Source organism: Actinokineospora sp. NPDC051303 (genome assembly GCF_055586285.1).
Genome location: NZ_JBVJIN010000058.1, coordinates 1 through 24,204, shown reverse-complemented (window position 1 = coordinate 24,204; position 24,204 = coordinate 1). Strand labels below are relative to the sequence as shown.

The window sequence follows — 24,204 nt, the reverse complement described above, 5'->3', positions numbered from 1 at the left end:
AAGCCCCAGTTCGCCAGAAACTATCCAGGTTCCATGATCAGCGCGCAAGGGCTAAATGGTTGATCCAGATGGCCGATCGGCCGATGCGCCTGCCTCAGCCCGCGGCCAGCCCGCCCTGGCTCAGCGTCAGCCGCGCCTGCGGTCCGGCTTCGCCGCATTCCGGGCCGTTGGGGAACGTCGCCTTCGGCACGACCTCGACCTGGTGCGTGGCGCCCCCGAGGGCGAGCGTCACCGCCACCGGTGTGTCCTTGGGCAGTCCGGGCAGGTCGGCGAACCCGCTGAGCCCGCCGGTCGGAGTCATCTGGGCGGCACAGCCCTCGTTCACGCAGGTCGTGGGGCCCGCGCTGGTCGCGGGGAACAGGTCCAGCGGGGCGGTGTGACACTGGCCCGCCCAGCAGGCGGTGAGCTGGCCGTTCGCTGGGGAGATCGCGGTGGCGGCCGCCGCGGGAATGTCGAGGCTGATGCCGGTCGGCGCGCCGATCGTGGTGCACGGCACATCGCCCGCGCCCGGCGAAGATCCGCATCCGAGCAGTGCGCTCAGGCAGAGCGCGGACAGAGCTGTCCCCTTGACGCCGAACCGCATGAAATCTCCAGCCGCTATGTCCGATTTGCCGCCGATTCGCCCCTGTGATCCTCCCGGCACTCACCTCGCGGTCGCCCACATTTCGTGGGATCGACGCCTCAATCGTGACGCACATGACCCTCCGGTCGGCGTTAGCGTGCACCCGGACCCGTGACCGCGGGTCCACACGGGAACAAAAACGGAGGTCGATCAATGGTCACCCGGAACACCGCATGGCCCGCGGGAACGCCCTGCTGGGTCGATCTCGGCACGGATGTCGCCCGGGCCGCGGAGTTCTACTCAGGACTCTTCGGCTGGCGGGTGGACATCGGTGGCGAAGAGGTCGGCGGATACGCGAACTGCTTCCTCGGCGACGAGTTCGTCGCGGGCCTCGGACCGCTGCAAGAGGGCCAGACCTCGGCGTGGACCACCTACCTGTCCAGCACCGACGCCGAGGCGGACGCGGCCAAGATCACCGCGGCGGGCGGGCAGATCGTCCTGCCGCCGCTGCAGGTGCAGGAGTTCGGCCGCATGGTCGTGGCCGTCGACACCGCGGGCGCGCAGTTCGGGCTCTGGGAGTCGGGCACGCACACCGGCGTCACCCTGGCCAACGAGCCGGGCTCGCTGGTCTGGAACGAGCAGATGAGCGCCGACCTCGCCGCCAGCAAGGAGTTCTACGCCAAGGTCTACGACTACGACTACCAGGACATGGACGGCGCCCCCGGCGGCTACGCCACGCTGAACGTGCCCGGCGGCGAGCAGCCGGTCGGCGGCATCGGCGGCGGGCTGGACGCGGGCACGCGGGCGTACTGGGGCGTGTACTTCCAGGTCGCCGACGCCGACGCGACGCTGGAGAAGGTCAAGGAGCTGGGCGGTTCGGTCATCGAGGGCGCGACCGACACCCCCTTCGGCCGCATGGCGACCGTCGCGGACGACCAGGGCGCCCAGTTCAAGATCATGGGCGTGCCCGCGAGCTGACGCCTGCCCGAGCCGCAGGACCCGTCGAGCGGGAGCGCTGAAGGTCCGCCCGGGTCTCCTCGGCCTGCCGCGTCCGGCGGAGTGGGTCTATCCGGGTGGTGCCGCGCCTCGGCGCGACACCACCCGGGCCCGATCCCCTGGCCGCCCCGGTCGCCACCAAGGGCGCCTCGGCTTGGCCAGGTTGCCCCGATCGGTCAACCACCGCTCGAACGCCGCGGCGTCCTCGCGAGCCCGTGATCCCACGCGGCGCGGGTTCGCGCGCGCGTACTCGTCGAACAGCGGCGGGAACCGCTCGCCCAGGTCGCCGGTCAGGTCCGGGGCCAGACGCGCGACCACCCGGCGTCGTTTCGCCAGCAGGGCCGCCGCCTCCACCGCCACCTCGGCCGGGTCGAAGCCCGGGGGCGGCGGCCCGCCCGCGAGCAGCGCGCGCAGCAGGTCCGCCTGCCGGGCGGCCAGCCGCGCCCGCTGGTCGGCGTTCCCGCCGGTCGGCTCGCCGCTGGCCCTGTCGCCGCTCTTGTCGCTGGTCATGTGCCCGCCAGGACGCCGCGGATCGCGGCCAGCTCGGCGGCCAGGACGGCGTCCGCGGGGTAGCGGTCGTCGCGCTCCAGCAGCACCCCGGGCGGGCGGACCCGCGCGCACAGCTCGCCCAGCAGGTCGAGCACGCCGTCGGGCACCGGGTGGGCGTGCGTGTCGTGGTACACCCCGTCGCGCTCGACGCCCCCGGCGACGTGGACGTACGCGATCCGCTCCAGCGGCAGCCCGTCGAGCAGGGCGACCGGGTCCTGGCCCAGGTTGCGGGCGTTGGCCCACAGGTTGGCCACGTCGATCAGCAGCAGGCAGCCGGTGCGCTCGACCAGCTCGGTCAGGAACGCAGCCTCGGTCAGCTCCGCGTCCGGCCACTCCAGCAGCGCGGCGATGTTCTCCAGCGCCAGCGGCCTCCCCAGGTCCGCCTGCGCCGCCTTCACGTTGGCGGTGAGCACGTCGAGCGCGTCGCGGGTGCGCGGCACCGGCATCAGGTGCCCGGAGTCCAGCCCGCCCGCGCGGACGAAGCAGATGTGGTCGCTGGCCACCGGGGCGTCCAGCAGCTCCGCGACCGCGGCCAGGTGCTCGACCCGGTCCCGGTCGAGCGGGTCGGCCCCGCCCAGAGAGAGGGAGACGGCATGGGGGAGAACGGGGACCCCTCGACCCCGTAGGAGCCGCAGCGACTCCGGCAGGTGGTCGCGGTGCAGGTTCTCCGCCACGACCTCCACGAAGTCGACGCCCGGCAGCCGCTCGACGGTCAGATCGATCTCCGACCGCCAGCCGATGCCCACCCCGAGCTCACCCATGCCGTCCCTTTCCCCCTCGATCAGCCGCCGCAGCCTCCGCCGCCGCCGCAGCCACCCCCGCCGCCCCCACCCCCGCAGGACGACCCGCCGCTTCCCCCGCAGCTTGACGAACTGGACGAGCTGCTGGACGACGCCCAGGACCCCGACGCCGCCCGCTGCGTCTCCAGCGCCGCGGCGATCTCGGCGTCCGGATAGGTGGCCAGCCCGCCGAACACCACCAGCCCGGCCGCGGTGCCGAGCGCGTAGTCAGGGACGTGCGCCCCGACCGTCCGGTCGCTCGCCTTGGCCCGTCCCCGGCGCGCCTCGGCCAGCATTCGGGAGCCCAGGTAGGTCCGGGACGGCACCGGCCGCCGGAACAGCGCCACCATGACCACCGCTGTCGCGAGCAGGGCCACGGTCAGCCACCCGATCGGGCGGCTTTCGGCCAGTCCGTTGACCCACCGCGCCGCGCCCACCGCGAAGAGCACGGCGAGCGGAGCAGCGGACAGCCGCGCCCGCGACCGCCCCTTGTCGACCAGCAACCCCTTGCGGGTCAGGTCCGCGCCGATCCTGGTGACGGCGGGGTCCTGACCGACCTTGTCGACAAGCAGGCTGAGCGTGCGGTGCCCGTACCGCTTGGCGTCCGCGATCACGGCTTGGTCGACGGCGCCACCCCCGTGCGCGCCCTCGACCACCTGAACCGCCCCCGTGCGGCTCGTGCGCAGCTTCCCCTCGTCCAGCAACCTGGCGATCGCGGTCTCCACGACGCGTCGGGCGCCGCCCGCCAGGTACGCCAGCTCGTCCAGAGTGAGCTGACCGGGCGCCCGCTCCGCCGCGGACGCCGTGCGAGCCATGATCCGGACCGCGAGCGCGATGAGCACCGCGAACGCCGCCGCCACCAGATACAGCCGGAGGAACTCCGGCCCGCTGATTCCCCACGGTTCGTTCATGTCGTCCCCCTTGTGAGTGCGACCATGCTCGATCCGGTGTGAGCGCGCGCACAAGAGAGCTTGAGCAAGATTTAGGGAACCCGTGGGCTGGACTTAGGGCTGCTTGAGGTGAATTTGAGGTAAGGAGCCCTCAGGCCCCGTCGGTGTGGGTGTCACTGTCGGGGACGAGGGTGAGCGAGATGCTGTTGATGCAGTACCGCTGGTCGGTCGGCGTCGGGTAGCCCTCGCCCTCGAAGACGTGCCCGAGGTGGCTGTGGCAGCTCGCGCACAGCACCTCCGTGCGGACCATCCCGTGCGTGCGGTCCTCGCGCAGCACGACGCTCTCGCCAGCCAGCGGCGAGAAGAACGACGGCCACCCGCAGTGCGACTCGAACTTGGTGTCGCTGCGGAACAGCTCGGCCCCGCACGCGCGGCACCGGTACACCCCGGCGGTCTTGGTCTCGGTGTACTCGCCGGTCCACGCTGGCTCGGTGCCCGCTTCGCGCAGCACGGCGTACTCGCGCGGATCGAGCTCGGCGCGCCACTCCTGCTCGGACTTGACCACGCGCGGCGTCGCGCCCACCACCGGCTTCATTCCCGCCTGCTTCATTCGGAAGTCTCTCTTCTCCCCAGGGTTTCGTTTCCGCGTGCTCCGCCGCCGGGCGCCTACCCGAGCAGGACGCTCACGATGAACACCAGGGCGTCCCACGCGGCCACCACCACACCCAACAAGATCAGGGCCGCGACTATGCCCGCGGTGAGCCGGTAGTGGCCGCCGAGCCGGTTCGCCGACTCGGCGAAGTCGCTGACCTGGCCGAGGTAGCCCTCGACGGTGTAGCTCGGCCGCACCCGTTCCACCCGGTCGAGGTGCTCGGCGAACTCCCTGGCCTCGGGGTCGGCCGGATCGAGGCCGATCAGGTCGTCGGAGAAACGGTCCTTCGGCCTGGGGCGCTCGTCCGGGCGCGGGTCATCGTCGGACGCCCCGCGGAAGCCTGTCCCGACCATGCCTCCACGGTAGCTTGCCGGGCAGGGGAAGAGGAATCAGCGAGATTCCAGCGGACGCTCCTCGGCGGGGCCGTCCGCGCGCAGGTGCACGACCGAGGTGAAACCCCACTCCGCCAGCCTGCCCAGCTGCGCGCCCAGCTTGCCGCGCCTGCGGATCGGCGAGACGGCCCGGCCGTCCCGGCGCAGCTCGCGGGCGCTGCCGACGACCGTGGGAAGCGGCACGTCAGCCTCGTAGAGCACCGCGACCGCCGCGCGGCTCCCGGCGCCCTCGATCAGGTCCACGATGCGCTCGAAGCCGATGGAGAACCCGCACGCGGGCACGTCGCGGCCCAGCGAGCGGCCGATGAGCCGGTCGTAGCGCCCGCCGCCCGCGACCGACCCGGCCGCCGCCGGGTGGGTGATCTCGAAAATCTGGCCGGTGTAGTAGCCCATGCCGCGCACCAGGGTCGGGTCGAACTCCCAGTCCAGCCCGTCGAGCGCGCGCAGCGAGTCGGCGGTGGCGGCCAAGTCGGCGACGACCTCGTCGGGCAGGTCCGGCACCGCCTCGGCGAGCCGGTCGCCCAGCTTGGCCGGGTCGACGCCGCGCAGGCCGGTGATCTTCTCCTGGAGCCGGTCGATCTGGGCCGCGTCGAGCCCCCGGCCGGGCAGCTCGGCGCGCACGCCTTCCCAGCCGATCTTGTCGAGCTTGTCCAGGGTGATGAACAGCCCGGTCCACGCCTGCTCGGGCAGCCCGGCGGCCTGCGCCAGCGCGGACAGGAACCGCCGGTCGGAGACCCGCACGGTGGCGCCGTCGAGCCCGGCGGCGGCCAGCGCCTCGGTGGTCGCCTCGATCAGCTCGACCTCGGCCAGCACGCTCTCTTCGCCGAGCATGTCGATGTCGCACTGGTAGAACTGCCGGTAGCGGCCCTTCTGCGGCCGCTCGGCCCGCCACACCGGCCCGAACTGGAACGACCGGAACGGCTGCGGCAGGCTCGCCTGGTTGTTGCCGTAGAACCGGGTCAGCGGCACGGTCAGGTCGTAGCGCAGCCCCAGGTCCACCAGATCGTCCAGCCGAGTCTCGGCGGCGACGACCTCGTCAAGTCCCCGGCGCAGCACCCGGTAGATCAGCTTCTCGTTCTCGCCGCCCTGCCCGCCCTGCAGGCGCTCGATGTTCTCCAGCGCGGGCGTCTCGATGCGCTGGTAGCCGTACCGGTGGTAGACCTCGGTGATCCGGGCCAGCACGTGGTCGCGCACGGCCACGGTCGCGGGCAGCAGGTCACGGGTGCCCCGGGCGGGGCTGTTGTCCATCTTCACCGGTCGGGTTCCTCGCAGATGACGGTTAACGGTCGCGTCAACGCTACCGGCAGGCCATCCGCCCTGGCCGGACCACCGCCCCTACCCGCGGCGCGCCCCGTCCGGCCACACCACCGCCACCGGCAGCCCACGCCCCCGCGCCGCCGCGACGACGTCCGCGGTCCCGCCGTGCCCACCGGACGGCCCGCCGTCCCACACCGCGACCAAGGCGTCCACGGTGTCCAGGACGTGTTCACTCGCGGCCATGTACGCGTCCCGGCCAGCCTCGGCGAACGGCATCGTGCGAACGGTTCCCGCCTTGCCGATCAGGGCATCGAACTCGGCGGCGTTGTCCGGCTTCACCTTGCGCTCCCGGTAGTCGGCCGAGGGAACGACGACCTCGATCGCCCCACCCAGTTCGAGCACGACGTGGGCGAACACCTGGTCCGCGCCCCGGGCCAGGCAGGTCACCCCCACCAAATCGGGACCGGAACGCCCGGCCAGCGCCATCCGGATGGCGCTCGCGACCAGTGGCACGGTGTCGTCGCTGAGGTTGCTGTGTCCGGTGATGCCGATACGCACGTTCGTCCTGGGGGGTGTCGGGGTCAGTGGGCGGAGTAGATGAGGGTGAGGATGGCTTCGAGTGTGCCGCGCGGGCGGCGAGCCCGGCGCGAAGACGTCATTCTCTCGATCTCCGGGGCGGTCTGGTTCACCGATCCCCACGCGCTGCTTCCGCTGATCCGTCGCGCCGGAAGTGAGTGAGTTCGTCACCGGGAGGTCACCAAAGCGCGCGCGGGCGTTTCCCACCGGCCGTACGCTGGGCCAATGGCGCCAGCGGTGGAGATCGAGGTCGAGGGCCCGCATGGGCTGCGGGCAGTGCGGGTGTCCAATCCGGACAAGCCGTACTTCGCCGATATCGGGGTCACGAAACGTCAGATCGTGGAGTACTTTCTCAGCGTCGGCGACGGTATTCTCGGGGCCCTGCGGGAGCGGCCGACGACGTTGGAACGGTGGCCTGGCGGCGTTTTCGAGGGCGCGAAGCTGTCCACCCGCCAAGACAACAGTGGTGACGCGTTCTACCAGAAGCGCATCCCCAAGGGCGCGCCCGACTACGTCGAGACCGCCCGCATCACCTTTCCCAGCGGTCGCCCCGCCGACGAGGTGTGCCCTACCGAACTGGCTGTCGTGGCCTGGGCGGCGAATCTGGGCACGCTCACCTTCCACCCCTGGCCGGTCCGCCGCGCCGATGTCGACCACCCCGACCAGTTGCGCATCGATCTGGACCCGCAGCCCGGCACCGACTTCGCCGATGCGGTCACCGTGGCGTTTCAGGTGCGCGAGCTGTTGGCGTCGATGGGCATCGAGGCGTTCCCCAAGACTTCCGGCGGTCGCGGCGTGCACCTCTACGTCCCGATCGAGCCGCGTTGGACGTTCACCGAGGCCCGGCGCGCTCTGATCGCCCTGGGGCGGGCGATGGAGCGGCGGATGCCCGAGCAGGTGACCATGAGCTGGTGGAAGGAGGAACGCGGCGCCCGGGTGTTCATCGACTACAACCAGATGGCCCGCGACCGCACCATCGCCTCGGCCTACTCCATCCGCCCCACCCCGCGCGCCCTGGTCTCGGCCCCGCTGACCTGGGACGAGCTGTCCGACGTCCACCCGGAGGACTTCTCCATCCTGACCATGCCCGCCCGCTTCGCCGAAGTCGGCGACCTGCACGCGCCGGTCGCCGAGCGCGCTTTCTCCTTGCTGCCCTTGATCGATCTGGCCGACCAGGACGAACGCGACCGCGGCCTGGGTGACCTTCCGTATCCCCCCGACTACCCGAAGATGCCGGGCGAGCCCAAGCGCGTCCAGCCCTCGAAGGCCCGCGACTGACTGCTTCCGGGGCGGTGTGTGGATTGTGGACGCCCGCCGGAACCCCCGAACGTTACGGGGAAACGGCGGCGCGCGCGCCCGCGTTGCTCCGTCCGGTTGATCGCGGGTGACGAACATCGTTCGGACCGGCGGGATTGTCGGTGTTTCGATTTACACTGCAAGGAGAGCGAAAGGGGATCACCATGACGGACTCGTACCTCGTCCGCTACGTCGGCGGTCCTCTCGACGGGCGGGTGGACACGCTGAGCGTGTTGCCCGCTGAGCCCCGGTCGACGGTGACGCATGTCCACTTGCACGGTGGGCCGAAGATCGTGCATCACTACGACTTGCACTACGCGGTGGAGTACGGCTGCGAGTACCGGCTGCGTGAGGTCTGACGCTGTGACATCGACGGCCGGACAGTAACTTTCCGGGCCGTCAGCCTTGCGGCAGCAGCAGATCCGCCACGGCGGGCCAGTGGTCCGACGCCGCGCCGGGGCGGGTGGTCGCGGCGTGGATCTGGATGGCGTCGGAGACCGCGATGTGGTCGAGAGTCTTGGCGCTGTGCGGAAAATCGGGGCCGGGGAACGTGGGGCCGGTGCCGGCGCGGATCAGGGTCGTCCACAGTGGCGCCAGTTCCGGCGCGTCCGGCTCCGCGTTGAGGTCGCCGAGCAGGATCTGGGCCGCGCCGGGCTCGTCGGCAGCCAGCACCCGCCGGGTGTCGGCGACTTGGGCGGCGCGGACGGCCGGGTCGGGGCGGTAGTCGAGGTGCGTCGCGTACACGTGCACTCGCCTGCCGCGCACCAGGATCTCGGCCTCCGCGAAGCCGGGGGCGGGCGCAGGCGCCGCATTGGGGTCCTGTGTGGACAGACGGGTGATTTCGTGGTTCTCGGTGCGCGGCATGGGGTACGCGCTCAGCACCGCGACGCCGAACCGCCGTCGCGGGGCGCCGGGCAGGTCGTAGATGGGGGCGAAGAACACCCGCATCCCGGTCAGCCGGGCCAGTTCCCGGGCCTGGTCGGCGAACGCGCTGCGCGCGGACCAGTGCACGTCGACCTCTTGCAGGCCGACGACGCCCGCGCCGGTGTCGCGGATCGCGGCGGCGGTGCGGGCCAGGTCGAGGGCGCCGTCGGCGCCGACGCCGCTGTGAATGTTGAACGTCGCCACCCGCACCGGGACCGGGGCTGGGTGCGGCGGGGCGGGCACGAGCAGCAGCAGGGCGAGCAGGATTTCGCGCACGGCTGGGCCTCCCGGCGAAAGTGGCTACCTCACCTGATACCGTAGATCAAGGTGATTTGGCAACCATCGGTTCGCCGATGATCAGCAGGCACAGCGCGCAGCGCGGTCCCTCGACCCGGGCGCGGGTGAGGTCCGGCGGCGCGGCGTGGGTGCAGGACGCGCGGTAGTGCCGGTGGGCCAGCCGGGCCCCCGCGGCCAACGGGAACGCGTGCAGCACACCGTCGTAACAGCTACGCCACCACAGGTACCGGACGTTCATCATCCGGAACGTAGATCGTCCCTGTCGAACTGGCACGCGGTGTCCGCCGAACGGGTGTCGCCCACGGGGGTCGTCCCTTGTCGTACCGGCACGGCACACTACGACCGGGCTTGATCACTCAGCACGGAGATCGTCAGTCGGATGGGGGAGACAGATGGGGGAGGCAAAGGTGGCAGCGGTGTCGGCCAAGAACGGGCTGTCTGCGGAGGATATCGAGCGGCTGCGGGCGAGCCTGGCCGAGGGAAAGCCGACCCCGGTGTGGTTCACCCCCGCCGCGGTGGGGGTGACCAGCGGGCAGTCGGCGAAGGTGGTGGCCTTCGACGAGCCAGCCGAGGGCGACTACATCCAGGTCCGGCCCACCGGTTCGCGGGATGTGCTGTCGTTCTCGCCCACCGAGTTGACCGTGGTCAAGCCGCCGCCGAAGCCGAAAGCGGCGCCGAGGAGCGTTCCAGAGCCGGAGACCCCGGTCGAGGTCACGAGTGCGCCGGACGTGGTCGTGGGCATCGAGCCCGGGAAACCGGAGCGACCGGCTCCCCGGGCCCAGCCGCGCGGGCGCAAGCAGCCCGTGGAGATCACCGTGACCCTGCACTCCACGCCCGAGGGGGAGTGGACGGTCGACGTGCTGGCCGGGAAGAAGCGCACCGTCCGCTGGACACCGGTCCCCGCAGGCGATGTGGCCAAGGCGGCGCGGTCGCTGCCGCCCGCGGTCGGCGAGGCGATCGGCAGCGCGCTCGACGCCGCCCGCGAACGGCAGGAAAGGCGCGTCGAGCAGCTCAAAGCCGAGCTGGAAGCCGCTCAACGCGCCCTTCGGGAACTCGGGTGACCTACTCCGAGGCGAGCAGTTCCTGCAGCTCGCCGAGCGCGTCGCGCAGGTGGTCGGCGAAGCCGTGCATCTCGGCTGCCACCGGCATCGGCGTGCTCAGGTAGACGTTGAGCCGGTCCGGGAGCAGGGCGTAGGCGACGCCGATGCACTGGCTGCTGGTCGCGCCGAACCCGAAGTACTGGATGTTCAGCGACGGCGCGGAGCTGGTGCTCAGGTAGTCGTCGCGCATGACGATCCAGCCGGGGGAGTCGTAGAGGGCCAGCGGCTCGCCGCCGCCCGCGCGCTTCTGGATGAGCTGGAGCTCCCACAGGTGCTGCTCGGGCGCCTGCCCGGACTGGCACTCCTTGGCGCGCGCCACGTGCTTGGCCGCCGCGGCGCGGAACGCCGCCCGGCGGGTGTCCGCGTCGGCCGCCGGGTCGGTCATGGCGGTCACGAACGCCACCGACTCGGGGGTGACCACGCGCATCGCCTCGGTGCGCCCGTTCTGGTACTGGCGGGTGGCGATGGACTCGTAGGTGGCGCCCACGATCCCCTTGGTGCGCTTGTGCGCGAGCTGGAAAGCCATCTGCACGAACGCGTCCGGCGACATGCCGAGCTGCTTGGCCCGGTTCGCGCCCGCGTCCTCGAAGGTCAGCGCCTTGGTCGCGGTCGCGGCGGCGTAGGCGGCGAAGGACTCGGCCGCCTCGCGCACCTCGGCGCGCAGGTCGTCATCGAGGGTGAACTCGATCGGCTCGACCGCGGGCAGGCCCTGCGGCTGGGCGCCCGATCGGCGCGAGTGCTCCTCGGCCGGGGTGTTGAGCAGGGTGTCGATGAACGCCAGGATCGTGGTGCCGTCGAGGCCGCAGTGCTCGATGTTGATCCCGGCCCGGCCGTTGCCGAACACGATGAACGACAGCGCCTTGTCGAACCAGCGGTTGCCGCTGTCGCCGTGCAGGAGGTGGTCGCAGGTCTCCTGGGTGTCGGCGGGGGTGAAGTCCTCCAGGCACAGGCAGAACAGCGCGGTCTCGATGGTGTCGAGCGCGGCGGCGTTGCCGGGCAGGCTCGCCAGGGTCTCGCGGGTGGCGGCCCACTCCGCGCGGGCCTTGGTGGTCAGGTGCCCGACCGAGGTCTCCGAGGTGGCGTCCGCGGTGTCGGTCTTCATGATCGCGCGCAGGCCGGTGGCGAGGTCGTCAAGCGAGTGCGGCACGCCGTCGGGGCCGAGCACGTCCATGCGGAACATGGAGCCCCCGAAGAACACCACGATGTGGCGCGCGTCGGACGGGCCGGGCCACTCCGGGGTGTAGGGGGTGCGGACGGTGTCCTGCACGGCGCCGGGGATGCGGGTGGTGGAGAACAGGTACTTGTTCTGCGCCATCGACAGCGCCTGCCCGCGCTGGATGACCGGCGGGATCTCCTCGGCGTCGAGCAGCAGCTTGAAGTCCACCGCCGAGGCGATGATCCCGGCCGCGCGCTCCACCTGGCCCTGATCGGCGTCCTTGAAGAGGAAGAAGAAGTTCGCGTTCAGCGCGATCCGGTCCCGGCGGCCCAGGTAGCGCGACGGCCAGAACGTGTCCAGCCAGCTCTGCGTGCCTTCGGCGTCGTTGAACCGCTCCAGCTCGGCGTGCAGCGCGCGGGCCGGGCTGTCCGGGCGAAGAAAGTCCGCGACGGCGGCCTCGGTCTCGGCCAGCTGGTCCGCGGTCAGCAGCGGCGAGCACCACTCAAGGAACCGCTGACAGCTCTCCTCCACGGTGGGCAGCGGCACGCGGGGCAGTCGGTCCTCGTTCCCGAACGTGCGGGTGGACCATTCCTGGCTGGTGTTCACGATCGTCCTCGAAACTCTGTGCGGTGGACTCGGTCGGTGCTGACCGGCGCCGGGTTGATCAGCGCTGATCAGGTGCTACATCGTGGCGGTCGGAGCCACTAGCGCGCCAGTTCCCGCGGGCGTGAGATGAACAGGCGGGCGTAGAGCCAGCCGTCGGCCTCCAAGCCGTAGGGGTCCGCGCCGGTGGCCGCCAGCGTCTCCAGCACCTGCGACTGCTCCTCTTCCGAGGCGAACCGGCGCTGCTTGAACACGCCCTCGACGTGGATGGTCTCGTAGCCCAGGTCCGCGAGGGCGTCGGCGACCGGGTCGAACGGGAACATCCGCAGCACAAAGTGCGCCATCCACGGCTTGCGCTCGCCGTGCGCGCTGGCCACCCGGGCGATCGTCTTCTCGGTGACGTAACCGACGCAGCCGGTCGAGATGACCACGTCCGCGCGGGCGAGCCGGGCGCGCTCGTCCTCGGTGGGGTCGCGGCTCTCCAGGTCGGCGTTCACCACGTCGTCGAGGAACCCGGCGGCGTGCGCGTAGGCCAGGGCGGGCGCCGAGGCGTCGAACCCGATGAACCGCTGGCCCTCCAGGCGCTTGCGCGAGCGGACCAGCTCCCGGTCGCGGGCCACCAGCGTGTCCCGGTCGGCGTCGGCGACGGCGGGGTCGGTGTAGTGCTCGTAGAGCTCGTCCATCGTCGCGTCGCAGGCGATCAGGGCGGCGTTGATGCCGTAGGAGCAGCCGATGTCCAGCACGGTCGGCGCGGCCACCCCGTGCGCCTCCCGGTATTCGCCGATGAGTTTCGTGAAATAGGGCTTGGCCTGCTCGGGAATGCAGTAGTCCAGCCCGCGCAGGGCGGTGAAATAGGGCCGGGGGTCGGGCTGGGTGTAGATGTGGTCGAAGGAGATTTTTCCGGTGGGGTCGAAACGCACGAGCGGTTCCTCTCCTAGTCGAGCAGCTGATCGCCGCGCACGGCGCGCCCTGCCGCGGCCAAGTGCTCGGGGAGCACTCGGCCGAAGAGCTGTCTCGTACGCTCTACGCTGCCCATGACCCCGGGGCGCTCGCTGTAGGCGAAAATGGCGGAATGGCGGGCGGTCGTGCCGCCGACCGTGCTCACCCGGTGCAGTGAATAGCGGCCCTTGAACAACTGGAGATCGCCCGGGTGCAGCGCGAGACTCCGGACCAGCCGCTCGCCCTGACCTGCGAGAACGGCTCGGACATCGGCGAAGTTCTCCGCCCGCGCCGACCGGATGTTCGGGCAGTATTCAAAGACGCCGCCCGATTCGGATTCCTGGGTGAGCATGCTCACGGTGAACTCGTTGGTGTCGAAATGCCACGGGTGCGACATTCCGGGGGAGACGACGTTGAGGACCAGCCCGGCCAGCGGATCGGCGAGTTCGTGCAGGCGGGGCAGCTCGAAGCAGTCGGCGACGAACCGCTGGAAAAGCCCGTTCGTGTAGAGCCGGTGGATGAGGAAGTCCTCGGGAATGCGGTCCCGCGGCACGAACGCGTTGCCGCGCTCCATCGTGGTGCGGCCCGGGTGGTCCTCGGGCAGCGGGGTGTCGACCGAGATGTTGTAGGCGTTGACGATTTCCACGTCGTAATGCGCCGATGGGGCGATGTGGGCGCCTTCGGCGCGCAATGCCGCGCGCAAGGACGGCCGGATGAAATCGGGGAGAACACTGCACCCGTGCTCGCGGAGATCAACTCTGGCGCGGGAAACGATGTCCTGCCACGCCGCGCTTCTCGGATCCGATAGGGGATAGCGGTTGGTGTCGACCATGGTGTCAATCAGGGCCTCAATCACTGTGTCACCACCAGCGTCACTACCCGCGTCCACTATCTGGGCGTCCGAAGCGCTCATCGGGTCCTCTCCGCTCACATGAAGCTGATCACTCTAATGGTGTAGCACATTCACCCTGTGTGGCGATTCGTGATCGTAGCCATATTGTGTGATCGGCATGTTTTGTGATCGCGGCGAATCAGGGCGGGCAGACGGTTCCGTCTCTGGGGACCTTGCCCTCGGTGAGGAACGCCAGCGCCGCCTCGGTCGCGCACGGCGAGGCGCCCAGCGCCCCGTGGCCCGCGCCCTGCCAGGAGACCAGCGCGGCGGTGGCGAGCTGCCGCGCGCCGTGCTCGGTGCCCGACAGCGGGGTCACCGGGTCGGTCGCCGTGCCGAGCACGACGATCGGCGGCGCGGTGGGCGCGCTCGGCTGCGGCAGCGGCCGCGACGGCACCGGCCACGGGCTGCACACCGCCAGCCACTCCGCGACGAGCGCGCCGAAGACCGGGAAGCGGGTGTTCCAGTCTTTCGCCGCGCCGGTGAGCTGTTCGGTGGACAGCCGCGACTTGGTGTCGTTGCACTTGGTGACCAGGGTCGCGTCGAACGTCGCCGGGAGGTCGTCGGACTCGACCACGATCGGGGCGACCAGCGCGGCGAGGCCGTCCGGCACGCCGCCGCGCGCGTCGGCCAGCGCCTTGGACAGCTCCGGCCACCGCTGGCGGTCGGACAGGCCCGCGAGGACCGCGCGCAGCACGACGCCCGCGTTGAGCCGCACGTCCTGGTCCGGGCTGTGCTGGGGGTGCACGGCCACCATCGGCTCGGTCGCCGCGCGGGCCATGACCTCGGTCAGCGCCTGACGCGCGCCCGAGCCGAGCTCGCAGGCGCGCTTGGCGCAGTCCTCGGCGAACGCGCCGAAGGTGGCGTCGGCGCCAGCGGCGACCGCCTCCAGGGTGACCACCGCGTCCAGGTTCGGGTCGGGCAGCCCGTCGAGGACCATCCGGCCCACCCGGTCGGGGTGCAGTTCGGCGTAGACCGACAGCACCCGGGAGCCCTCGCCGTGGCCGATGGCGTGCAGCCGGTCCATGCCCAGCGCGATCCGGACCGACTCGGCGTCGGCCGCGGTGCGCCAGGTGTCGATCGCGGGCAGGCGCGACTCCAGGGCGATCGAGCACTGCTGGCCCGCCGTGCGCGCCTGGTCGACCAGGCCCTCGACGTCGAGGGCGCGCGGGTCGGCGTCGACCATGGCCGCCCGCACCTCGTCGGGCACGCACCGCACCGCGTCGGAGTTGCCGGTGCCCCTGCGGTCGAGGCCGACGAGGGAGAAGCGGGTCAGGAACTCCCTGGGCAGAGTCGCGGCGAGCCGGGCGGCGTAGAGGCTGCCGGGGAGGCCGTCGACGTCGTTGACCACCAGGATCGGCACCGGGCCGGTGCCCGCGCGCAGGACCTGCATCCGCATCGTGCCCTGGCCGGGCGCGTAGGGGGTGTCCAGGATGCCGTTGACCCGACCGCAGTCGATCTTGAGCCAGTCCGGCGGGGCGAGCCGGTCGAGCCGGTCGCGCACCTCGGGGCCGCAGGCGGTCCAGCGGATCGGGGAGCGGCCCGGCTCGCCCAGCGGCGGCACCGGGGCCGGGCCCTCGGTCGCGGACGGCGGGGCGACCTCGCCGCCCTCGCCCCGGACGACGATGCCCGGCCGCGGCGACGGACCCGCGGTGCACGCGGCGAGCAGTGCGACCGGCAGCAGCCAGGCCCCGCGTCCCACCCTCACGCCGTTCGTCCCTCTTTCCGTCGGTCCGTTCACCAGTGCCCAGCCTGCCGGCAGGCAGGTGAGGACTCGGTGAACGGCCATGGTCAGACATGGGATGATTCCGGGGGCGGAAGGAGAGAGCGTGGTCGTCGCGCACGTGGACAGGGCGGGGTCGTCGCGGTGGGGCTCGGCGTGGAGCGCGGTGACCGCGGGCGCGCCAAGGATGATCGGCGCCGTCCCGCCCACGGTGCAGGTGCTAGTCGGCATCGTCAGCGTGCAGGTCGGCGCGGCCCTGGCCAAACAGCTTTTCCCGGTCGTCGGCTCGGGCGGCGTGGTCGCCCTGCGGCTGGCGTTCGCCGCCGCGGTCCTCGTCCTGATCTGGCGCCCCTCCCCGCGTGTCGACCGGCGCGCGCTGCCGGTGATCCTCGGCTACGGCGTGGTCCTCGCGGCCATGAACACCTTCTTCTACCTCGCGCTCGACCGCATCCCACTGGGCATCGCGGTCACCGTCGAGTTCCTTGGCCCGCTGGCGGTGGCCCTGCTCGGCTCCCGGCGCTGGCTCGACGGCCTGTGGGCGCTGCTCGCCGCGGCAGGCGTCGTGCTGCTGGCCCGCGGCGGCGGCGACGTGTCGCTCACCGGCCTGCTGCTCGCCCTCGCCGCGGGCGCGTGCTGGGCGGCCTACATTCTGCTCGGCGCCGCCCTGGGCAACCGCACCGAGGACGGCTCCGGCCTCGCGCTGGCGATGGTCGTCGCGTGCGCGGCCGTGCTGCCCTTCGGCGTTGCCGACGCCGGTAGCGCGCTGCTGTCGCCCTCGGTGCTGGTTGTGGGGCTAGGCGTGGCGCTGATGTCGTCGGTCATCCCGTACTCGCTGGAACTGGAAGCGCTCCGGCACATCCCGCCTCGCGTCTTCGGCGTCCTGATGAGCCTCGAACCTGCTGTGGCCGCTCTCGCGGGTTTGCTCGTTCTGCATGAGGCGCTGCGGCCTGCTCAGTGGGTCGCGGTCTGCTGTGTCGTCGCCGCGTCCGCTGGCGCTACCCGCTATGCGCGGCCGGACGTCTGAGTCTGGCTCTCGTGGGGCTTGCTTGGGTGGGGTTGCTCTCTGGGTTCCTGGGGGGCTGGGTTGTGGGGGTTGCTCGATGGGGTGGAGTGGTTTCTTTGGGGCCCCTACGAAGGAAGATCCCGTCGTGGGAAAGACGGGTGGGGAGCCTTCGGCCCCACGACCACGGCAAGTTTAGGGATCTTCCTTCACCCCCAAAGAAACCACTCCACCCCATCGAGCACTGGGCGGGCGTAGGTTCCGCTTGGCAGGTGCTTGGGGTATGCGGCTCGTTTCGCACCATCGAGCGCCTGGCAGTTCGGGTGCGGCTTCGTGGTGGTGGTGGTGGGGCGCTGCTCGTTCCGCGCAGTCGGGGGCTTGGTGGGCGTTGGTTCAGCCTGGCGGGGACTTGCCATCTGTCCCTGGAAAGTTGGCGATGAGGGCTAGCGGGCCTTGACTTCGCCGCGTAGGACGGCGTCTAGGTCGTAGCGGGCTGGTTCGTCCAACTGGTCGTAGGTGCATGAGGATGGGTCGCGGTCGGGGCGCCAGCGGTGGAATTGGGCGGTGTGTCGGAAGCGGCTGGGGTAGGTGCCTTCGGTGTGTTCGTAGGCGACCTCGACTACGCGTTCGCGGCGTAGTGGCACCCAGGGTTGTTCGGTGGTGCGCCAGCGGCTGATGGCGCCGGGCATTCGGGTCGCGTCGTTGCCACCCTCGCCGCCGCCCGCCCAGGGGTGTCCCTCGGCGCCGCCGGGGATTAGGTTGGCTAGTTCGGTTGCTAGCTCGCGGCGGCGGGCGACGGTGAATGAGCCGACCACGCCTACGTGGTTCAGCGCGCCTGAGTTGTCGTAGAGGCCCAGCATCAGTGAACCGACCGCTTCGCCGGGGACTGAGTCCTTGTGCCAGCGCAGGCCAGCCACCACGCAGTCGGCGGTGCGGGAGTGCTTGAACTTGAGCATGGTGCGCTTGTTCGGGGTGTACGGCCCGGCTGCTGGCTTGCCCATCACTCCGTCCAGGCCCGCGCCCTCGAAGATCGTGAACCACTGGCGTGCCAGGTCCGCGTCCGTGGTCGCGGGTGTCAGGTGCACGGTTCCTTCTAGCGGGTCGCCGATCTGGGGGAGGACGGTGCCGGTGAACACGTCTTCCAAGCGCCGCCGCCGGTCGACGCCGGGGGTCTCCAGCAGGTCGTCGTCGCCGAGGGCGAGGAGGTCGAACGCGACGAATCGGGCCGGGGTCTGCTCGGCGAGCAGCCGGACCCGGCTCGCGGCGGGGTGGATGCGTTCGGACAGCGCGTTGAAGTCGAGTCTGCCGTCGACGGCGACGATCAGCTCGCCGTCGATGACCACCCGGTCGGGGAGGGCGGCGCGCAGCGCGGCCTCGGCCTCGGGGAAGTACCGGTTGAGTGGTTTGCCTGAGCGCGATTGCAACGTCACCTCGGGCCCGTCGCGGAACACCAGGCAGCGGAAACCGTCCCATTTGGGCTCGAACACCAGGCCCTCGCCGTCCGGAATGGACTTCGCGGGCTTGGCCAGCATCGGTTGGACGGGCGGGGTCAGCGGAAGGGCCACCAGCACATACTGCCTGCTAGTGGCCGGTCAGCGCACCCGTCGCTTCTCCTGGGCGCCCAGCTCGATCCGGACCGCGGTCGGCATCGTCTCGACGCCGAGGGACTCCCGGGCCCGGCGCAGCACCGCGGTGTCGACCTCCTGCCAGACGTCCTTGACCCGGGCGCCGTAGCGCAGCCACAGGCTCAGCCGCAGCGCGGGCGTTGCCGCGTCGCCGACCACGGTCGCCTTGGCCCGGCTCACGCCCTCGACCCGCTCGGCGTCGGCGGTGACGGCGTCGGCGACCGCGCCGCCGGTCACCAGCAGCCGCTTGCCCGCGGACCGGTCGAGCGCGAAATCGGGGTGCGGCTCCCGGCGCAGGGTGCGCACGGCCAGCAGGACGCCCGCCACCAGCGCCAGCAGGCCGAGGGCGATCGCGGCGATCCGGGCGGGCAGCTGCCAGGCGTTCAGCCGGTCCACCGCGATCGGGTCGAGCACCGGGCGGGCGGCGCGGAACGTGCCCAGCCAGCCCGCGCCGACCACCAGCGCCGCGGCGCCCAGCAGCAGCGCGGCGAGGCCGACCAGGACGGTGAACACCCGCTCGACGCGGTAGGACCGGGCGAGGGCGGCGCGGGACGGGGGCTTCATGAGCGGTCCTTCGGGGAGTCCACGACCACGCTGACCTTGGGTTTTCTGGCCAGCGGCAGGTCGGCGAGGGTGGCGCCGACGACGTCGAGCAGCCGGGGGCGGAGTTCGGCCTCGGTTTCGAGCCCGCTGATCGCGCGCACCCGCACCCGTCGGGGAGTGGCGGTCACCGACGCGGCGGCCACGTTCTCCACCGCCCGCACGCGCGCCCCGACGATCCGGGCCAGCGACCGCGGCGAGGTGCGCACGGTGATCCCCGGCCCAGGGTCGAGCAGCGCGACGTCCTTGCGGCGCGCGGTCGCGGCGAACAGCAGCAAAAGCAGCCCGACCGCGGCGACGGCGGCGGCGACCAGCCGAACCGTCCCGCTCTGCCAGGTCAGCTCGGCGAGTTGGTCGCGCCACCTCGGCCACGGGACCAGCAGCGGGCTCTGGGCCGGGCGCGCCCAGGCCCAGGCCACCTCGACGGCGAGCAGCGCCCCGGCCCCGGCCAGGGCGAGGCCGAGCAGCAGGGTCAGGATCCGAACCAGCACGCGCATGGTCACTCCACTCTGGGGCGGCTCTCCGGCAGCAGCGCGGACACGGTGACGTCGACGCCGCGGACCCGGTAGGAGGTGATCCGCTCGACCTCCTCGGCGACCCGGGCGCGCAGTCCCGCCACGACGTCGCGAACCGAGGCCGGGTAGCGCAGCGCCACCTCGACGCGCAGGTCCACCTGGTCGCCGTCGCCGGACACGGCGACGCTCGCGCCGCGGGAGCCGAGGTCGACGCCCGCGAGGGACCGGCGCGTCACGACGATCCCGGCCGCGTGGTTCGCGGCGTGCTCGGCGAGTTTGCGCACGACCGCGGCGTCGATGCGCAGCGTCCCCCGGTCCTCTGGGTCGGGGAGCGCCCGCGCCGGGGCTTCGGAAGTCCGGGCGGTGACGGTGGTCGCGGTCACCGGTCCTTGCCCCGGCCGCCGCTGAACACGTCGGATAGGTCGAGTTCACCGTCGATCACCCGGCCGACGACCAGACCGACGAAGCCGATCGCGAGGGTGATGACGAAGGCGAGGAAACCCTGGGTGACGGCCAAACCGAGCACGAGACCGGCGATGATGCCGGTCTGGGTTGCGTTCATCGTGGTGGCTCCTCAATGGACAGTCTTAAGTGGACGCTGGGGTCACTGGAGGCGACGCCTGCGGGCTTTGCGGTACCGCAGGCGCTCCAGGCGGGCGCGCAGCCCGCGCGGCGGGTCGCCGCCGACGACCGGCGCGTCGAACCGGGGGTCGGTTGGGCGCTCCCGCGCCCTGGCCTGCCGCTCGCGCAACTCGGCCAGCCCGGCGACGAAGGCGGCGGGGTCCCCGCCGCGGTCGGGGTGCGCCCGCCGGACGAACTCCCGGAACTCGGCCCGTTCCCGCGGCGAGGTCATGGCGGCTCCCGGGGCGGCGCGGCGGCGGGAGCCGCGCGCACGGGCACCGGTTGCGTGGGCGGCGAGACCGCGGGCAGCGGCTCCACGTCGCTGACGTGGACGTCCACCGGGACCGGGCCCGCCACGGCGCGGACGCGCTCGCGGAGTTCGCCGGTGACCGCCGGGATGGGCGCGCCCAGGGCGAGCACCACGCTGACCGTGACCGTGTCGCCCGGGGCGCCCAACTGGACCCCGACCACCCGCCGACCGGGCAGGTGCGTGGCGACCGTGCCGAAGGCGCCGCCGTCGAGGCGGACCACGGCCGGGTGGCCGAGCACCGCCGCGCCCACGGCGTCGGCGGGGTCGGCGGGGTCGGCGGGGTCGGTCGGGCGGGGTGCCTGCGCCACGGTCACTCCACCCGCGAGGTGGGCGGCGTCTCGGTGTCCTCGTTGTCGTCGGGCAGGTGGATGTCGTTGACCGCGATGTTGACCTCGATGACCTCAAGGCCGGTCATCCGCTCGACGGCGGTGATCACGTTGCGGCGGACGGCGCGGGCGAGTTCCACGATCCCGGCGCCGTACTCGACCACCACGTCGAGGTCGACCGCGGCCTGCTTCTCGCCGACCTCCACCGACACCCCGGAGGTGGACACTGTGCCCGCGCCCGGAATGCGCTCGCGGATCGCGCCGAACGCCCGGGACACGCCGCCGCCCATGGCGTAGACGCCGGAGACCTCGCGGGCCGCCATGCCCGCGATCTTCTGCACCACGTTCGAGGCGATCGTGGTCTTGCCCTGCGACTGCTCGTCGGCGAGCCGGGCCGGGGTCGCGCCGGTGCGCGGCGCGGGGGCGGTGTTCGCCTTGTCGGGGGTGGTTGAGCTGGTGGGTGCCATCGCTGGCCCCTCCTTCCAGTGCTGCTCACGTGCGAAGGGCTGTGTCAGCCAGATGCCCAATTACGCGGAAAACTCTCCTAAAACCACCCGATCGGGTGGTAGTTCGATCGGGTCGATCACGGGGCGCGGCGGTAGCGCAGCATGAGAAATCCGTCCTCGGTGAGGACTGAGGCCAGCGTAAGCGCGCGCGGCGCGGTTGGCGTCCCGGCGGGATCGAGCGCGGGCAGCCCGGCGGCGCCGCCGGTGGGCAGGCCCGCGGGGGCGATCCGGTCCGGGCCCGCGCCCGCCAGCAGCGGTGCGACGGTCAGGCAGAGCTGGTCGACGGCGTCCGCGGCGATCATGCTGCCGAACAGGGTCGGCCCGCCCTCGCAGCACACCCGCAGCAGTTTCCGCTCGGCCAGCGCGGCCAGCGCCAGGTGCGGGTCGACCTCGCCGTCACCGGCGACGACCACATCCGCGCCCGCGTCGGACAGGGCGGCCAGCCGCGCGGTCGGCGCCGCCGCCGTGGTCAACACGATCGGGGGAACCAGGGTGTCGGTCAGCAGCGGCGAGTCCGGCTCAAGCGAGCCCCGCGCGGTGACCACGGCGATCGGCGGCACCGGGCTCAGCCCGAGCCGGGAGCGCCGCTCCGCGCGGACCTCGGTGGGTTTGACGCCGCGATAGCGCTCGGCGGCCGCGGTGCGCCTGCCGACCAGCACCACGTCGGCGAGGTCGCGGCCGAGGGCGAAGATCCGCTTGTCAGCCGGGCTGGACAGGCCTGCCGACCGGCCCTCCACCTCGGCCGCGCCGTCGGCGCTGCTGACGAAGTTGACCTGCACCCACGGCCGGTCAAGATCGGCCGGATAGCCGTAGAGGAGTTCCAGTTCGGTGTCGTCCACCACACCGGGTTGAGTCTGACCTGGGGAAAGGGGGGAAAGGGGCCACAGCCTGTGCACGGTCCCATCCCAGCACGCCGTTACGCTCCCGGCATGTCCGCAGCCCGACTGGTCGACCGCGACCCGGTGATCGGCGCCGAGGAACTCGTCGCCGCGATGGCCCCGCCGCCCCGGTTCGGCGACGTCCGGTTCGACACCTACGTGCCCAACCCGGACGAGCCCAGCCAGGCCGCCGCGGTCGCGGCGTGCTCACGTTTCGCCGCGCGGGTGGCTGAGGGCGGTGAGAAGTCGCTGTTCAAGCGGATCTTCGGCGGCAAACCCGCTGGCGACAAGCCGGGCCTCTACCTCGACGGCGGGTTCGGCGTCGGCAAGACGCACCTGCTCGCCTCGATGTGGCACGCGGTGCCCGGCCCGGCCGCCTACGGCACCTTCGTGGAGCTGACGAACCTGGTCGGCGCGCTGGGGTTCCGCGAGGCCGTCACCCGGCTGAGCGGGCACCGGCTACTGGCCATCGACGAGTTCGAGCTGGACGACCCGGGTGACACGATGCTGGTCACCCGGCTGCTGTCCGAGCTGACCGACGCGGGCGTGCACGTCGCCGCGACCTCCAACACCCTGCCCGACAAGCTCGGCGAGGGCCGGTTCGCCGCGGACGACTTCCTCCGCGAGATCCAGGCGCTGTCCGCGCGGTTCTCCGTGGTGCGGGTAGACGGGCCCGACTACCGCCACCGCGGCCTGCCCGACGCCCCGCCGCCCCTGGCCGACACCGAGATCGAGGCCAGCGCGGCGGCCATCCCCGGCTCGACCGTGGACGAGTTCGACGCGCTGTGCCGCCACCTCGCCACCCTGCATCCCTCGCGATACGGCAGGCTGGTCGACGGGGTGACGGCGGTGCACCTGCGCGGCGTGCACGCCCTCGCGGGCCAGGACGTCGCCCTGCGCGTGGTCGCCTTCGCCGACCGCCTCTACGACCGCGCGATCCCCGTCGTGGTGTCCGGCGAGCCCGTCTCCGCGCTGTTCACCGACGAGATGCTGCGCGGCGGCTACCGCAAGAAGTACCTCCGCGCGGTCAGCAGGCTCGTCGCCCTCTCCCGCGACGCCGCGCCGTTGCGGACGCCCCGGGCGGGGTAGGTCACGGGCGGCGCCTGCTCGGCGCGTCGCCGGGCCGTTGGGAGCGGTGCTCATCGATCAGCGCCCAGACCGAGACGCCCACGCCCGAGGACGCCTCGCGCGACTCCGGCTGGCTCCGCTGCCGGGTTCGGGGCTTGGGGTCCCCGGTGTCCGGTTTGTCGCGCAGTTCCTTGCGTATCTGGTCGTAGATGGGTGTGTCGGTCACCGCCATCCTTTCCGTTCGCGAGGGCTCTGCCAGGTCTCGCACGGTACGCCTGCGGTTCAGTAGCGCCACACGGTGGTCTAGTCGCTACTTCAGGTGAACCGGCCGGGTGAACTGGCTACTCTACGGCGTTTACCGCTGTCTTGGCCACTGACGCGCGTCGCCCACAGGCTGCGCGCCCGACCCCCCAGTCGATGAGCGCCGCGACCGTCAGAACCGCGCCTACCGCCCAGAAGACAGCGCCGATCGTGTCGGTCAGGTAGTGGTATCTCAGGCGGATGATCGCGCTTACCGCTGCCGCGGTTAGAACGAGGGCGGTCGCTGCTGCTGCGGCTGTGGTGGCGAGGCGCTTGCCGGGTGGGGCGTGGGCCGCGATGGCGAGGGTGAGCACGGTCAGGACTGAGACGAGGGTGGCGGTGTGGCCGCTGGGGAAGGCCAGTTTGCCGTCGTGGGTGCGGTCGATGAGCGGCTTGAGGACCCAGGTGTTGAGGGCGACGGTGGCTGTGGGGGCTAGGGCGGCTAGCAGGGCGATTCTTGGGTTGCCTGTGCGCAGGGCTATGGCTGCGATGGCTGCTAGGACGCAGATCAGGGGGATGGGGCGGGAGGCCAGCGTCAGGGGGTCGGCTACGCCGGGGAGGGCGGTGAAGATCGTGTCTACGGCGGTGAATCCGGCCTGGTCGATGGGACCTGCTGTGGTGTCTCCGGTTACCGCTACGGCCATGGCTGTGACTGTGGCGAAGCACACTGTGGTGGTGAGTGCTGCTGGGCGCGTCAGGTGGTTGGGGAGCAGGCGGTGTTCTGTCGACACGTGCCTAACTTAGGTGTGGGGTCTGCTTGCCGGGGTGGCTGGGTTTCGTGGGTTGCTCGATGGGGTGGAGTGGTTTCTTTGGGGCCCCTATGAAGGAAGATCCCGTCGTGGGAAAGACGGGTGGGGTGCCTTCGGCCCCACGAC

The 24,204-nt window shown here is 71.8% G+C and carries 31 protein-coding genes; 6 read left to right on the top strand and 25 right to left on the bottom strand.

Annotated features, from left to right (window positions below):
• Positions 1 to 94 precede the first annotated feature (94 nt).
• Positions 95 to 583, bottom strand: a complete 489-nt coding sequence (locus ACZ6SD_RS28545) for a hypothetical protein (RefSeq protein ID WP_465320098.1) — start codon at positions 581 to 583, stop codon at positions 95 to 97.
• Positions 584 to 775: 192 nt separating this feature from the next.
• Between ACZ6SD_RS28545 and ACZ6SD_RS28540 the strand changes: the two genes are divergently transcribed.
• Positions 776 to 1,540, top strand: coding sequence for a VOC family protein (locus ACZ6SD_RS28540; protein ID WP_465320097.1), 765 nt, complete (start codon positions 776 to 778; stop codon positions 1,538 to 1,540).
• Between the two features lie 87 nt (positions 1,541 to 1,627).
• Here ACZ6SD_RS28540 and ACZ6SD_RS28535 read toward each other — a convergent pair whose 3' ends face one another.
• From ACZ6SD_RS28535 to ACZ6SD_RS28505, 7 genes are all read right to left on the bottom strand, one after another.
• A complete protein-coding gene (locus ACZ6SD_RS28535) occupies positions 1,628 to 2,068 on the bottom strand; it encodes an SCO6045 C-terminal-like domain-containing protein (RefSeq protein WP_465320096.1) in 441 nt (146 codons plus the stop codon).
• Complete coding sequence (locus ACZ6SD_RS28530; protein ID WP_465320095.1) at positions 2,065 to 2,868, bottom strand: MbnB/TglH/ChrH family RiPP precursor modification enzyme; 804 nt, start codon at positions 2,866 to 2,868, stop codon at positions 2,065 to 2,067. Before ACZ6SD_RS28530 ends, ACZ6SD_RS28535 begins: the two co-directional genes overlap by 4 nt.
• Before the next feature lie 20 nt (positions 2,869 to 2,888).
• Positions 2,889 to 3,797, bottom strand: a complete 909-nt coding sequence (locus tag ACZ6SD_RS28525) for a TIGR04222 domain-containing membrane protein (RefSeq protein ID WP_465320094.1) — start codon at positions 3,795 to 3,797, stop codon at positions 2,889 to 2,891.
• 130 nt (positions 3,798 to 3,927) lie between these two features.
• Positions 3,928 to 4,371, bottom strand: a complete 444-nt coding sequence (msrB, locus tag ACZ6SD_RS28520; RefSeq protein ID WP_465320093.1) for a peptide-methionine (R)-S-oxide reductase MsrB — start codon at positions 4,369 to 4,371, stop codon at positions 3,928 to 3,930.
• A 71-nt stretch (positions 4,372 to 4,442) separates the two neighbouring features.
• The gene (locus tag ACZ6SD_RS28515) at positions 4,443 to 4,781 is read right to left on the bottom strand and encodes a hypothetical protein (RefSeq protein WP_465320092.1); all 339 of its coding nucleotides are present in this window, start codon (positions 4,779 to 4,781) and stop codon (positions 4,443 to 4,445) included.
• 36 nt (positions 4,782 to 4,817) lie between these two features.
• Positions 4,818 to 6,068, bottom strand: coding sequence for a histidine--tRNA ligase (gene hisS, locus ACZ6SD_RS28510; protein ID WP_465320108.1), 1,251 nt, complete (start codon positions 6,066 to 6,068; stop codon positions 4,818 to 4,820).
• An 87-nt stretch (positions 6,069 to 6,155) separates the two neighbouring features.
• Entirely contained in the window at positions 6,156 to 6,635 is a 480-nt protein-coding gene (locus tag ACZ6SD_RS28505) for a hypothetical protein (protein ID WP_465320091.1), read from the bottom strand.
• Positions 6,636 to 6,878: 243 nt separating this feature from the next.
• Between ACZ6SD_RS28505 and ligD the strand changes: the two genes are divergently transcribed.
• On the top strand, positions 6,879 to 7,931 hold the full coding sequence (gene ligD / locus ACZ6SD_RS28500; protein ID WP_465320090.1) for a non-homologous end-joining DNA ligase: 1,053 nt from the start codon (positions 6,879 to 6,881) through the stop codon (positions 7,929 to 7,931).
• Between the two features lie 182 nt (positions 7,932 to 8,113).
• Positions 8,114 to 8,308 (top strand): hypothetical protein, encoded by a 195-nt coding sequence (locus ACZ6SD_RS28495; RefSeq protein ID WP_465320089.1) that lies wholly within the window; start codon positions 8,114 to 8,116, stop codon positions 8,306 to 8,308.
• A gap of 40 nt (positions 8,309 to 8,348) precedes the next feature.
• On the opposite strand, the gene ACZ6SD_RS28490 is transcribed toward ACZ6SD_RS28495, so the two are convergent.
• Together ACZ6SD_RS28490 and ACZ6SD_RS28485 are read right to left on the bottom strand one after the other, a co-directional pair.
• Positions 8,349 to 9,149: an endonuclease/exonuclease/phosphatase family protein gene (locus ACZ6SD_RS28490; protein WP_465320088.1), complete on the bottom strand. Its 801-nt coding sequence runs from the start codon at positions 9,147 to 9,149 to the stop codon at positions 8,349 to 8,351.
• Positions 9,150 to 9,195: 46 nt separating this feature from the next.
• Positions 9,196 to 9,408, bottom strand: coding sequence for a hypothetical protein (locus ACZ6SD_RS28485; protein WP_465320087.1), 213 nt, complete (start codon positions 9,406 to 9,408; stop codon positions 9,196 to 9,198).
• Between the two features lie 169 nt (positions 9,409 to 9,577).
• Here ACZ6SD_RS28485 and ACZ6SD_RS28480 point away from each other — a divergent pair, with 169 nt between their 5' ends.
• Positions 9,578 to 10,231 (top strand): DUF6319 family protein, encoded by a 654-nt coding sequence (locus ACZ6SD_RS28480; RefSeq protein ID WP_465320086.1) that lies wholly within the window; start codon positions 9,578 to 9,580, stop codon positions 10,229 to 10,231.
• A gap of 1 nt (position 10,232) precedes the next feature.
• Here the strand turns inward: ACZ6SD_RS28480 and ACZ6SD_RS28475 are convergent, their stop codons facing one another.
• The 4 genes from ACZ6SD_RS28475 to ACZ6SD_RS28460 form a co-directional block, all read right to left on the bottom strand.
• Positions 10,233 to 12,035, bottom strand: a complete 1,803-nt coding sequence (locus ACZ6SD_RS28475) for a choline/carnitine O-acyltransferase (protein WP_465320107.1) — start codon at positions 12,033 to 12,035, stop codon at positions 10,233 to 10,235.
• Positions 12,036 to 12,130: 95 nt separating this feature from the next.
• Positions 12,131 to 12,949, bottom strand: a complete 819-nt coding sequence (locus tag ACZ6SD_RS28470; protein WP_465320085.1) for a class I SAM-dependent methyltransferase — start codon at positions 12,947 to 12,949, stop codon at positions 12,131 to 12,133.
• Positions 12,950 to 12,963: 14 nt separating this feature from the next.
• Positions 12,964 to 13,800, bottom strand: a complete 837-nt coding sequence (locus ACZ6SD_RS28465) for a HalD/BesD family halogenase (RefSeq protein WP_465320106.1) — start codon at positions 13,798 to 13,800, stop codon at positions 12,964 to 12,966.
• A 199-nt stretch (positions 13,801 to 13,999) separates the two neighbouring features.
• Complete coding sequence (locus ACZ6SD_RS28460; protein WP_465320084.1) at positions 14,000 to 15,565, bottom strand: alpha/beta hydrolase; 1,566 nt, start codon at positions 15,563 to 15,565, stop codon at positions 14,000 to 14,002.
• 121 nt (positions 15,566 to 15,686) lie between these two features.
• Here ACZ6SD_RS28460 and ACZ6SD_RS28455 point away from each other — a divergent pair, with 121 nt between their 5' ends.
• On the top strand, positions 15,687 to 16,604 hold the full coding sequence (locus ACZ6SD_RS28455) for an EamA family transporter (protein WP_465320083.1): 918 nt from the start codon (positions 15,687 to 15,689) through the stop codon (positions 16,602 to 16,604).
• 419 nt (positions 16,605 to 17,023) lie between these two features.
• Here the strand turns inward: ACZ6SD_RS28455 and ACZ6SD_RS28450 are convergent, their stop codons facing one another.
• The 9 genes from ACZ6SD_RS28450 to ACZ6SD_RS28410 form a co-directional block, all read right to left on the bottom strand.
• Positions 17,024 to 18,145, bottom strand: coding sequence for an ATP-dependent DNA ligase (locus ACZ6SD_RS28450; RefSeq protein WP_465320082.1), 1,122 nt, complete (start codon positions 18,143 to 18,145; stop codon positions 17,024 to 17,026).
• Between the two features lie 27 nt (positions 18,146 to 18,172).
• Positions 18,173 to 18,769 carry an alkaline shock response membrane anchor protein AmaP gene (locus ACZ6SD_RS28445; RefSeq protein ID WP_465320081.1) on the bottom strand — a complete coding sequence of 199 codons (597 nt, stop codon included), beginning with the start codon at positions 18,767 to 18,769 and terminating at the stop codon, positions 18,173 to 18,175.
• Positions 18,766 to 19,302 (bottom strand): DUF6286 domain-containing protein, encoded by a 537-nt coding sequence (locus ACZ6SD_RS28440; RefSeq protein ID WP_465320080.1) that lies wholly within the window; start codon positions 19,300 to 19,302, stop codon positions 18,766 to 18,768. Before ACZ6SD_RS28440 ends, ACZ6SD_RS28445 begins: the two co-directional genes overlap by 4 nt.
• Before the next feature lie 2 nt (positions 19,303 to 19,304).
• Positions 19,305 to 19,703 (bottom strand): Asp23/Gls24 family envelope stress response protein, encoded by a 399-nt coding sequence (locus tag ACZ6SD_RS28435; RefSeq protein ID WP_465320079.1) that lies wholly within the window; start codon positions 19,701 to 19,703, stop codon positions 19,305 to 19,307.
• Positions 19,700 to 19,882 carry a hypothetical protein gene (locus ACZ6SD_RS28430; protein WP_465320078.1) on the bottom strand — a complete coding sequence of 61 codons (183 nt, stop codon included), beginning with the start codon at positions 19,880 to 19,882 and terminating at the stop codon, positions 19,700 to 19,702. Before ACZ6SD_RS28430 ends, ACZ6SD_RS28435 begins: the two co-directional genes overlap by 4 nt.
• A 42-nt stretch (positions 19,883 to 19,924) precedes the next feature.
• Complete coding sequence (locus ACZ6SD_RS28425; protein WP_465320077.1) at positions 19,925 to 20,173, bottom strand: hypothetical protein; 249 nt, start codon at positions 20,171 to 20,173, stop codon at positions 19,925 to 19,927.
• Positions 20,170 to 20,559 (bottom strand): Asp23/Gls24 family envelope stress response protein, encoded by a 390-nt coding sequence (locus ACZ6SD_RS28420; RefSeq protein WP_465320076.1) that lies wholly within the window; start codon positions 20,557 to 20,559, stop codon positions 20,170 to 20,172. Before ACZ6SD_RS28420 ends, ACZ6SD_RS28425 begins: the two co-directional genes overlap by 4 nt.
• A 2-nt stretch (positions 20,560 to 20,561) precedes the next feature.
• Positions 20,562 to 21,044, bottom strand: a complete 483-nt coding sequence (locus tag ACZ6SD_RS28415) for an Asp23/Gls24 family envelope stress response protein (protein WP_465320075.1) — start codon at positions 21,042 to 21,044, stop codon at positions 20,562 to 20,564.
• Between the two features lie 116 nt (positions 21,045 to 21,160).
• Positions 21,161 to 21,925 (bottom strand): pyrimidine reductase family protein, encoded by a 765-nt coding sequence (locus ACZ6SD_RS28410; protein ID WP_465320074.1) that lies wholly within the window; start codon positions 21,923 to 21,925, stop codon positions 21,161 to 21,163.
• Positions 21,926 to 22,012: 87 nt separating this feature from the next.
• Here ACZ6SD_RS28410 and zapE point away from each other — a divergent pair, with 87 nt between their 5' ends.
• Positions 22,013 to 23,050 (top strand): cell division protein ZapE, encoded by a 1,038-nt coding sequence (gene zapE / locus ACZ6SD_RS28405; protein ID WP_465320073.1) that lies wholly within the window; start codon positions 22,013 to 22,015, stop codon positions 23,048 to 23,050.
• Between the two features lies 1 nt (position 23,051).
• Here zapE and ACZ6SD_RS28400 read toward each other — a convergent pair whose 3' ends face one another.
• Together ACZ6SD_RS28400 and ACZ6SD_RS28395 are read right to left on the bottom strand one after the other, a co-directional pair.
• A complete protein-coding gene (locus ACZ6SD_RS28400; RefSeq protein WP_465320072.1) occupies positions 23,052 to 23,255 on the bottom strand; it encodes a hypothetical protein in 204 nt (67 codons plus the stop codon).
• A 115-nt stretch (positions 23,256 to 23,370) separates the two neighbouring features.
• Positions 23,371 to 23,973, bottom strand: coding sequence for a phosphatase PAP2 family protein (locus ACZ6SD_RS28395; protein ID WP_465320071.1), 603 nt, complete (start codon positions 23,971 to 23,973; stop codon positions 23,371 to 23,373).
• Positions 23,974 to 24,204 lie beyond the last annotated feature (231 nt).